Origin of the sequence: Microcystis sp. LE19-10.1B, assembly GCF_027530565.1 — a bacterium.
GTDB classification, from domain to species: domain Bacteria; phylum Cyanobacteriota; class Cyanobacteriia; order Cyanobacteriales; family Microcystaceae; genus Microcystis; species Microcystis aeruginosa.
On record NZ_JAPZQM010000290.1, the window covers coordinates 1 to 9814 of the forward strand.

At 44.8% G+C, this 9814-nt stretch carries 9 protein-coding genes and 2 pseudogenes; 8 read left to right on the forward strand and 3 right to left on the reverse strand.

Going from position 1 to position 9814, the window contains the following annotated elements:
• The first annotated feature begins 307 nt into the window (after positions 1-307).
• Positions 308-757 carry a nucleoside-diphosphate kinase gene (ndk, locus tag O9332_RS10345; protein WP_002762029.1) on the forward strand — a complete coding sequence of 150 codons (450 nt, stop codon included), beginning with the start codon at positions 308-310 and terminating at the stop codon, positions 755-757.
• A gap of 112 nt (positions 758-869) precedes the next feature.
• On the forward strand, positions 870-2243 hold the full coding sequence (locus tag O9332_RS10350) for an HD domain-containing phosphohydrolase (RefSeq protein ID WP_002762031.1): 1374 nt from the start codon (positions 870-872) through the stop codon (positions 2241-2243).
• A 226-nt stretch (positions 2244-2469) separates the two neighbouring features.
• Here the strand turns inward: O9332_RS10350 and hpnH are convergent, their stop codons facing one another.
• Positions 2470-3486, reverse strand: coding sequence for an adenosyl-hopene transferase HpnH (gene hpnH / locus O9332_RS10355; protein ID WP_002762032.1), 1017 nt, complete (start codon positions 3484-3486; stop codon positions 2470-2472).
• Between the two features lie 476 nt (positions 3487-3962).
• On the opposite strand from hpnH, the gene O9332_RS10360 reads away from it, so the two are divergent.
• Positions 3963-4562, forward strand: a complete 600-nt coding sequence (locus O9332_RS10360; protein WP_002762033.1) for a DUF1517 domain-containing protein — start codon at positions 3963-3965, stop codon at positions 4560-4562.
• On the forward strand, positions 4519-5451 hold the full coding sequence (locus O9332_RS10365; protein WP_002762034.1) for a hypothetical protein: 933 nt from the start codon (positions 4519-4521) through the stop codon (positions 5449-5451). Before O9332_RS10360 ends, O9332_RS10365 begins: the two co-directional genes overlap by 44 nt.
• A gap of 291 nt (positions 5452-5742) precedes the next feature.
• Here O9332_RS10365 and O9332_RS10370 read toward each other — a convergent pair whose 3' ends face one another.
• The gene (locus O9332_RS10370; RefSeq protein ID WP_002762035.1) at positions 5743-6255 is read right to left on the reverse strand and encodes a phycobiliprotein lyase; all 513 of its coding nucleotides are present in this window, start codon (positions 6253-6255) and stop codon (positions 5743-5745) included.
• 61 nt (positions 6256-6316) lie between these two features.
• Positions 6317-6985: a HEAT repeat domain-containing protein gene (locus O9332_RS10375; protein WP_002762036.1), complete on the reverse strand. Its 669-nt coding sequence runs from the start codon at positions 6983-6985 to the stop codon at positions 6317-6319.
• A gap of 304 nt (positions 6986-7289) precedes the next feature.
• Between O9332_RS10375 and O9332_RS10380 the strand changes: the two genes are divergently transcribed.
• From O9332_RS10380 to O9332_RS10395, 4 genes and pseudogenes are all read left to right on the forward strand, one after another.
• On the forward strand, positions 7290-8819 hold the full coding sequence (locus tag O9332_RS10380) for a hypothetical protein (RefSeq protein ID WP_288025322.1): 1530 nt from the start codon (positions 7290-7292) through the stop codon (positions 8817-8819).
• A 173-nt stretch (positions 8820-8992) separates the two neighbouring features.
• Positions 8993-9367, forward strand: a pseudogene (locus O9332_RS10385) (Rpn family recombination-promoting nuclease/putative transposase); the annotation flags it as partial.
• Positions 9368-9389: 22 nt separating this feature from the next.
• A complete protein-coding gene (locus O9332_RS10390) occupies positions 9390-9602 on the forward strand; it encodes an Rpn/YhgA-type helix-turn-helix domain-containing protein (protein WP_002762040.1) in 213 nt (70 codons plus the stop codon).
• A pseudogene (locus O9332_RS10395) lies at positions 9595-9814 on the forward strand (hypothetical protein); the annotation flags it as partial. The gene O9332_RS10390 and the pseudogene O9332_RS10395, both read left to right, overlap by 8 nt.

Sequence of the window (9814 nt, forward strand, 5' to 3'; positions counted from 1 at the left end):
GATAAGGCTTTTAGACTTTTTTTCCTCAAAAAGTGCCGACCATTGGAGGGATCGGGGGTAAAATTCCTGGACTTTTTCCCTGAAAATTAGGTAACTGACTACCTCAAAATCGGTAAAACCCCACACCCCACACCCCACACCTCACACCCTGCCCCCACGAAAAACTTTTTGCCGCAAACCCTAGCTAAATCGGACAGCAAGCTAACTCAGCAATTTAAGCGAAAATGCTGCCATTCTCTAGGATGCCATTCCGGGTTAATCTGGGTTTCGGACGCAATTTTTCGATGACTAAATTTTAAGAGGCAGTATGGAACGCACTTTCTTAATGATTAAACCCGACGGTGTGCAGCGCAATCTGGTGGGGGAAATTATTCAACGCTTTGAAACTAAAGGTTTTACGCTGGTTGGGTTGAAAATGATGCAGGTTTCTAGCGAATTAGCGGAAAAACACTACGCTGTTCATAAGGAAAGACCCTTTTTCCGTTCTTTAGTCGATTTTATTACCTCCTCCCCCGTGGTGGCCATGGTTTGGGAAGGAGAAGGAGTAATTGCCTCCGCTAGAAAAATTATTGGCGCCACTAATCCCCTCAATGCTGAACCTGGTACGATTCGCGGTGATTTTGGCATTAGTGTCGGACGCAATCTTATCCATGGGTCCGATGGTCCAGATACCGCCAAAGATGAAGTTAGTCTCTGGTTTAGCGATGCGGAATTAGCTAATTGGACTCCCGCAATCACTCCCTGGGTGGTAGAATAAACCCCTTTGAGGCAGTCAGGAGCCGGTCGTCAGGAGACAGGAGACAGGAGATGGCTTTTATTTATTCTCTCCTCTCCCCTTTCCCCACACTCAACCCCTAATCTTGCGACTTATGACCGTAGAATCCAGCTTACAACAGTTAAAAAGAGCTTCATCGGGACGATTACCCAGCAGTTACGGGGTCTATTTTAAGAATACCCTTGTGGCTCTCTGTCATGCTCTTGAAGATCATATCTTGCAAACTAGCAGCCCAGACAGTACAAATAAACCACTGGTTTTAGTCACCTTTCAACAGGGAAAATGGTATTTACAGGAAGCTGAGCGCTATTTAGATATCGCTCGCTCTTCTCGTCATATTGCGATCGCTGCCGTGGCCGATAGTGGTTTTTCTGAGCATAAAACCGGCAGTTTAGAGAATGTTTCGCTAGTAAACTTAGATAATAGCGATAGTTTGGTGAATGAGTGGAATTTAATCATTCTTTCCCCCGATTACGCCTCCATGGTACTCTGTCATGAGTTATCCCCAGAAGAATACCGGTCCGATAGTCAACCCCAAATAGACACGGAGCGAAAATTCTACGGTTTATGGACATTCGATCGCGATTTAGTCGAAAAAGCCGCTAGGATCTTAATTGAGCGTCTGCATCCCTATAATCCCAGTCTAGCGGCCGATTTAAGCAGACAACAGCAGGAAATTAGTCAAAATATTAATCCCATTCCCACGGATTTAACCGGAGTAGTCTCTCGCATTGTCACCTATCTGCAAACCAGTCAACAGCAGTTAGTCACCGTCAGCAGACAAGCACGAGAATTAAGCGACTTAGAAGGACAAGCATCCCGTTTAAATAAAAATTTAGCCGCTAATAAACTGCAAGCTTTTCTAAGAATGGCTCAAAAGGTCGATGAAAGAGATATTGATAATCCCCTTGCTTCCCTACAGGTGGCCGCTTTAGCGGAAATGTTGGGACAATTGCTCGATTTACCCACCCTGAGATTGCGACGCTTACGATTAGCTGGTTTATTATACCGCATCGGTCTAGCGGAGGCTCCGATCGAAGTTTTTAGACAGCGTGCCAGTCAGTTAGAGGGAGCAAATGCGTTATTTTGGCGGGATAGATCGGTGTTAGGCGCACAATTACTCGCCACTATGCCCGAATTAGCCCCAATTCAACAGATTATTTACCATGAGTTTGAATACTGGGATGGTAGCGGTGTTCCCAACGGCTTAAAAGGGGAAGAAATCAGCCTAGAGTCGAGAATTTTAGGATTATCAGCCTATTTTCAGGAATTAACTCAACCGCGAGGCGACCGACTAGCTCTAGATTTAGGAGAGGCCCTAGAGCGCTGTCAAAATTATAGCGGGATTCGTTTTGATCCCGCTTTGGTAGAAAAATTAAGTTCGGTAATTCGTCTGTGCGAAATGGGATGGATGCAATTACCCGATCGCCCTAGTCAAGTCCCCGCCGTCTGGTTAGAATCAGTTTAGATTAGGGTCTGCGGCAAAAAGTTTTTCCTGGGGGTAGGGTGTGGGGTGTGGGGTGTGGGGTGTAGGGTTTTACCCATTTTCAGGGGGTCAATTACCTAATTAATTTTCAGGGAAAAAGTGCCTAAATTTCCCCCCCGATCACCCCAAGGTCTGGCACTTTTTGATGGGAAAAAAGTCTAAAATTTTTACCCAACAAGGTTTTTAGATTTATTCAGCAGACCCTAGATTAGACTCCGATTAAACTCTGCATGGCACGTCTCATATTAGCCGGTTTAAAAGCTGCCATGGCTGCGGTCGGTTCATAGCCGCAATGTACCATACAATCGGCACATTGCGGATTGCCACTGGCCCGACCATAGTTATCCCAATTGGTTTCTGCTAAAAGTTCCCGAAAGCTTTTGTAATGACCTTCGTTGAGCAGATAACAGGGTTTTTGCCATCCTAAAAGACTATAACTAGGACTACCCCAAGGAGTGCATTCATAGTCCTGTTCACCGATGAGAAAATCGAGAAAGAGAGGATTATGGTTAAAATTCCACTTTTTCTGACCTGATTTCCAGGGTGAGAGAATTTCTCGGAATAAAGCTCTGGTTTGCTCCCGTTTTAAGAAACTATCTTGATCCGGGGCCCACTCATAACTATAACCGGGGGAAATCATCATACCATCGATACCCAAAGTAGCGAGAAAATCGAAAAATTCCTGCATTTCTTGCGGTTCTGTGCCTTCAAAAACCGTGGTATTAGTAGTAACCCGAAAACCTCTCGCTTTCGCCGCTTTAATCCCTTGTACTGCCTTATCGAATACTCCCTCTCGATCCACACAGCGATCGTGATGTGCTTTTAAACCGTCCAGATGGACACTAAAGGTAAGATAGGGTGAAGGAGTAAATTTATCCAGGCTTTTTTCCAACAACAGAGCATTGGTGCAGAGATAGACAAATTTTTTTCTGTCCACTAACCCCTTGACAATTTCATCGATTTGTGGGTGTAAAAGCGGCTCGCCCCCGGGGATGGAAACCACGGGAACCCCGCATTCTTCCACCGCTGCGAAACATTCTGCTGGGGTAAGATGATTGCGGAGGATTTCCGGGGGATGTTGAATCTTACCGCAGCCAGTACAGGCTAAATTACAGCGAAATAGGGGTTCTAGCATTAAAACTAAGGGAAAACGCTTTTTTCCTGCTAGACGCTGTTTCAAGATATAGGAAGCAACCACTAAAGCTTGTTGCAGTTGGACAGCCATTTGCTCACACCAAAAGGATTCTAAGTAATTATAGACTGTTAAGTAGTTGGACAAAAGTCAAGTTAACTGTGGGGTAAGGAGTCAGTAGCCGGTCGTCAGGAGTCAGGAGTCGGTCATCAGGAAGAATTGCGGCAATTTACATTTCTTAAGATAGACAACAGAATTTATGTCCGACTACTTAACAGGGCATCAAGGCATAGGAGCCTAGAAAATGGCAAAATAAATAAAAGCTGAGGGCTTTTTTCCTGTTTACTTGATTATCACCTTGATCTAGCTTATGGCTCCAAGACTACTGACTTGAAAGTGGGAAGTGGGAAGTGGGAAGTGGGAAGTGGGAAGTGGGGAGTGGGAAGTGGGGAGAATAAATAAAAAAGTCTCCTATCTCCTATCTCCTGACTCCTGACTCCTGACTCCTATCTCCTGACTACTGACTCCTAACCTTAACGACAATTTTTGATTTTTACCAGAGGTCTATTATGAGTTCTTTAGGCGATCGCTTTAAGAAATTTGCGGGTAAAACTCGCTATGTGGTCTGTCGCTTATTTTTGCATCTCTACGGCCAAGAAATCGCACCGCTGATCGGTATTCTTAATCGTACCGGCCGGGAAGCGATCGATTCCGAAGGGGATTTAGAGGTCATGGGAGAGGGTTTAGTAGAAATTTGTCAAAATCTGCTGCAGATGAACCTCTATTGGTTTTCTGTGGCTAATGAGGGCGATATTTTTTGGAGTGAGGGGGAAGCGGGAGACTACGTTAACGAACTGTTTACCGATTCCGCGGCCAGATACCTAAGTGAATCGGTGTCTTCACAAGTGGGGGAAAACGAACCCTTAACTTTACCCGTCACCGATAACTTAGTTGTTATGATCACAATAGCATTCGAGGGTGAGAGTGCTGGTTTAGAAACTAGCCTAGCCGATCGAGAGGCCCTGGAAGATGGTTTAAAATCAATAATTAACCTCCACTACCAAGGTCGGCTGCGTGCGATTCAGGTACATTTTTCTCCTGCTCAATTGGGAGATGAATTGACCAATGAGCAACTATTACTCAATTTCCCCGAATTACTGCCTTTATAGTCTTAATTTTGCCCTTATGCTGCGCCAAGTAACGACAATCCTTTTAATTCTTACCCTTTGTTGCACAACGGTGGCCTGTGGTTCCTCATCAAATCAAACTCAGTCACCGTCAGCTAATAACAGTAGTGTAAGACAAGAATCCAATCAGGTTAGTAGCGGTCGCTACGAGGTGCAACAAGCTACCTACGATGACGGAGATGGCACTTATACCTTAATGCTGTTAAACACCCCTGGGGGGACTTCTCCCCTCTTTCGCACCACTAACCTGCAAATGGCTAGATTAAGCGATGAAGCTATCGCTAAAGGGGAAAAAACCGCGGTGGAAATCAACGGTGATCAGGCTACCCTGTACATGACCGAAGATTTTAAAATTGAGTATGTCCATAATGTCACGGAAGTGCGGAACAATCCCCAAACCGGACAACAGGAAACCGTAGTGATTCGGCAAGAATCGAGTTTTTGGAGTCCTTTTTTCGGTGCTGTTGCTGGTCAAGCTTTGGGTAGTTTGCTCTTTCGTCCTCAATACTACGTTCCTCCCCTCTATACTCCGGGGGGTGTAATGACCGGTTTTGGTGGTTACGGTTCCACCTATAATCAGGCAGTGGATCAATACCGGACTAAACATAATAGTCCACCTCCGGCGGTCAAAAATCGGCAAACTCTCCGTTCTACTGGCAATTTACGTCGTTATCCCAGTAATACTTCCTCTAGTCCCAATCGCAGCACCACAACCACCACCAAACCCAGTGGTTCTGGTTATGGTTCCAGTACCCTGAAGAATTCGGGTAAATCTGATAATGTCAAACGTTCTCCTAGTTTCGGTTCCTCTGGTTCCCGTCGTACCCCTAGTCGCAGTGGTTTCGGCAGCAGCAGACGCGGCCGACGTTAGGAGGATTTGACTGGAGTGGTGGAAGATTAATCCTGTCTTCCCCACCTCAGAGATTGGGGATGGCAGCTACTTAGGGTTTGCTGAATAAATCTAAAAACCTTGTTGGATAGGAATTTTAGACTTTTTCCCCATCAAAAAGTGCCAGACCTTGGGGTGATCGGGGGGGGAAATTTAGGCACTTTTTCCCTGAAAATTAGGTAATTGACCAGATGAAAATCGGTAAAACCCTACACCCCACACCCCACACCCCACACCCTAACCCCACCAACAAACTTTTTCAGCAGACCCTACTTAAGAAGCAACCATTTTGCGAATTTCCGAATAGAAAACCGTCTGGCGATCGCCATTGGCTGACTGGATAATACTGGTACGCAATCTCAGATTAGGACTAGCAAACCAGATTCTTTCCTCGATACGATGGTGATTATCCTCGATGGTTAAAGTCAAAGCTTGATCGCTGCTGAGATGATATTCTCCCAGCGCTGCCGATTTACCGTCCGATTTGATTAATTTTCCTTGCCAAGAATTCCCTGAGGGTAGCCAAACTAAATAGCTAGAACCGATTTTTTTCGGTTGTCCATAGTCCACGGAATTATCCCAAGTCGCTTTCCATCCCCCTAGATTGGCCTGGGACTGACAGTTATTTTCTAAACATAATTGCACCACATCGGCAGCATCGGCAGCCAGCAAATCGATGGTGATTTCTGCTTTATTATTGGCAACTTTTTGGGCGGCTAATTGATAACTGGTACGCTGAGAAAACCATTTACCCGCACAGAGATTAATAAATTCTTGAATGTCCATGAATGGCTTTAGGCAAAAATTGTTCGCTTTGGAAGAATAGATTATTTATTCTATCCTATCCCTAGACGTGGGCCAATTTTTGCAAGGATAAACGGGCCGCTTCGCGCACTTGCGGATGTTCGTCTTTGACCAAAAATTTTAAGGCTGCGATCGTTTTTTCCGCCGGAAGATGGCCTAAAGCTTCCGCTAATCGCTGCCGGATTAACCAGTCATCGGAGTTAACAAAAGTTAAAAGCTTCTCGACGGTTTCCACTGCTTTGATTTCCCCAAGGGCAGCAATAGCGGCCTGTTGAATAACCGCTTCGTTACTATCGAGAGCCGATAATAACACCTGTTTAGCCCGAATATCGCCCAAATTGCCCAAAGCGACGGCGGCACTAAAGCGGACTAACCATTGCGTGTCTTCGTAAAAAGCCCGTTGTAGGGGTTCAAAAGCGCGAATATCTTCTAAATAACCTAAAGCCCCCGCAGCATCGGCGCGAATGCCATAATCGGCATCATTGGCTAACAAATCCACTAGGATAGGAAAGCATTCCTCGGTTTGTTTGACTCCCAAAGCAAAGACAGCCATCGATCGCACTGGCAGCATTTCATCATAAAGGACTTTTTTGATCAAGGGTACAGCTTCCTCCGGGGTCACTTCTCGCAGGGATGCCAAGGCCAGCAGACGATCTTTAGAATTGCTACTTTCTAACTGGAGGGCAATGGCTTGTGTATCAGGCTTACTCATTTTTGTCAACCACTTGTAATATTTCTTTAATTCTAACGCAATTCTTGGCAATTCAGAAACGAGAGCGGGGAAAGGATTTCTTGAGGATTTCTTAAGGATTGAGGCGAGAGTTGACTTCCTCCGGGAAACTATAATTTAAGTATGGTAATACGATAAATGCTAGGCTTTCTGATAGATTCAGGAAAAAAATATAAAGCCCCACTCCCCTTCAGGTCAGCGAGGTTGAGATTAAAAAAAACAGATAGCCTAGGGCTAATTAGCTTGTCTAGCGGCAACTGCCACACCTAGACAAGCGGGGGGTGTTATGGTGGAAAATCGAGTTTTTAATACTGGTTCTTTGACTCTAGACACGGAAAAAGAGCATATCTTTGTGTCCGTGACTCCAGACTATCAAAAAGGCCCCGGCATTCAACGGGATGGTATAACTCCTCCCAGAATGCAGGATCCTCATGCAGTGCCGGATATAATGTATAATCGACTTGGTCAAATTGCTATTCCTGGCCTAGACTCTACGACCAATGCTTACGAGCAGAGAGCGGGTACTTGGACACTTTATCAACATCTCAAAGAATTCTGCGATCAGCGAGGACAGGATTGGCTCATTATTGGCGCCCAAGGTTGTGGGGATCTAACGATGAATCCGTGGCATCTTGCCTATCTTGGCCCTAATTACTACATAAAATCCTTGCAAAATCAATTATGTGGGATGTTTCTCCCCGGAGGCTATCAAGAACCGATCAATCAGCGCATCTATCGGTGTTTGGTCAAATGGTGTGATGCTATGGCTACACACCTCGGCCATCGTTATGAATTTTTGGATTTAAGGTTTATGGCTGGAGGCGCAAATATAATACAGATTAACGATCCGCAAGTGGCTCGCAGATATAATCGTCATTTAGCAGGACTACCGGGATACGATGCTAATTTACAGAATATCGCCCCATTTTTAGAGTTTGCCCTAGGGGGAAAAACTATCATTCAACAAGGTGATGTGGTTCCCCTATTTACTGCTATCGATCGATTCCAAGATGTACGCCATATTTTTTGCCTGCCTTATCAAGTTCCATGTGCGGGGAATTTTATGGGGCAGGTTATTAATACAATTAACTTGGGGGAATATCAACTCTACGGCGATTTGAATGCCAGGCGTGCCGCTTTAAACGGACCGATTATCGTAGAAACTCAATTAATTTCTCCCGGTGGTTTTCTGAACATCAATCTGGCTAATCCTGCTGTCGCGAGGGAATTAGATGAACAGCAGTTTAAACGGGTTGATTTTTCTCCGCGTCGGGCGGGAGAATATTTTCCTTACCCCGGAGGAGATACGGTAGAGATTTACTTTCCCAAGAGCATCTATCCTTTCGGAATTTTGGGAATGTCCGGTCAAAAAATTATCTGTTTTGCTTCCTCGGGATTATCGGCAAGGATCGGCAATACCCTAGAAGGGATTACCTTAATTATGAGCGATGGATTCGGTGCGGAAGAAGCGATGGTTTTAGACGAAGGATGTGACGTTTTTCAAATGATCAATCCCATGAGTGATGATCATGCTTTCACTTATACCAACGATGAATTATTGGATAGAGTCTTAGCTTTTACCCACGATCAAATGCTTTCAGATACGGCTGCAAGCACTAGAAATCCGGTGAATGGTCCCGCATTAGGTGGAGACATGAGACAATGGCCTCTCAATCAAAATTTATTGAACCAAGTGGAAATTGATTATGGCATTAGAGCAGCTGGTCTAGATTATACAGATATCTTTCCGGTCAGGTTAAGTCGCTCGCAAATCAGAAGTATTTTGATTGTTGCTGTCCCAAAAAATCCTCAATAGGGAGATTCAACCCGGTGCGTCTCCATTTTGTAGAAATACCTAGGGTTTGAACGAACCAATTGGCGATAGCAATCTCGGCAATGTTCCGCTTGCCTTATTCGCTAAAAAGCATACAGGATAAAGGTTACAGCAATTTTAAAACCCTTCCCTTAAAAAATTAAGCGAACAATGAGTTATTACCCTTTGCCGTCCTCAGCAATACTGATGATCCCGAACAGGTGTTAAGTCAGGTGTCCCGTTCTTTAGAAACTATTTCCCAAAAACAGGTGCAAAGCAATCTCGCTGCCGCTACCAGTATTCTCGCCGGGTTAGTATTAAATCGAGAGACGATTAAAAAAATTCTTCGGAGTGACATTATGAGAGAATCCGTCATCTATCAAGATATTTTAGAGGAAGGCAGAGAGGAAGGCAAAGAGGAAGGCAAAGAGGAAAAAGCTCGACAAATTGCCCTAAAAATGCTATCTGCTGGGTTTCCTATCCCAGAAATCGCCCAATTTACTGATTTATCCCCCGACGCAATCGAGCAATTACAATCGAGAGACGATTAAAAAAATCCTTCGGAGTGACATTATGAGAGAATCCGTCATCTATCAAGATATTTTAGAGGAAGGCGAGGAAAAAGGACTAAAAAAAGGCTTGCAAGCGGGTAAAGAAGAAAAAGCTCGACAAATTGCCCTAAAAATGCTATCTGCCGGCTTTCCTATCCCAGAAATCGCCCAATTTACCGATTTATCCCCCGACGCGATCGAGGAATTACAAAGGCAGAACGCTCGCGATGTTTGATAATATTTGTAAATTTATTGCCGAAAACTTCTCCGATGATCTAGCCACTTGGTTATTGGGTTCTCCCCTCCCCTTAACCGTCCTCGACCCGACAGAATTACAATTAGACCCCATTCGTGCCGATTCTCTGATTTTTTTGCAGTCAGAGCAACTAATTCTCCATACCGAATTTCAAACCGACCCCGACTCCAAGATTCCTTTCCGAATGCTCG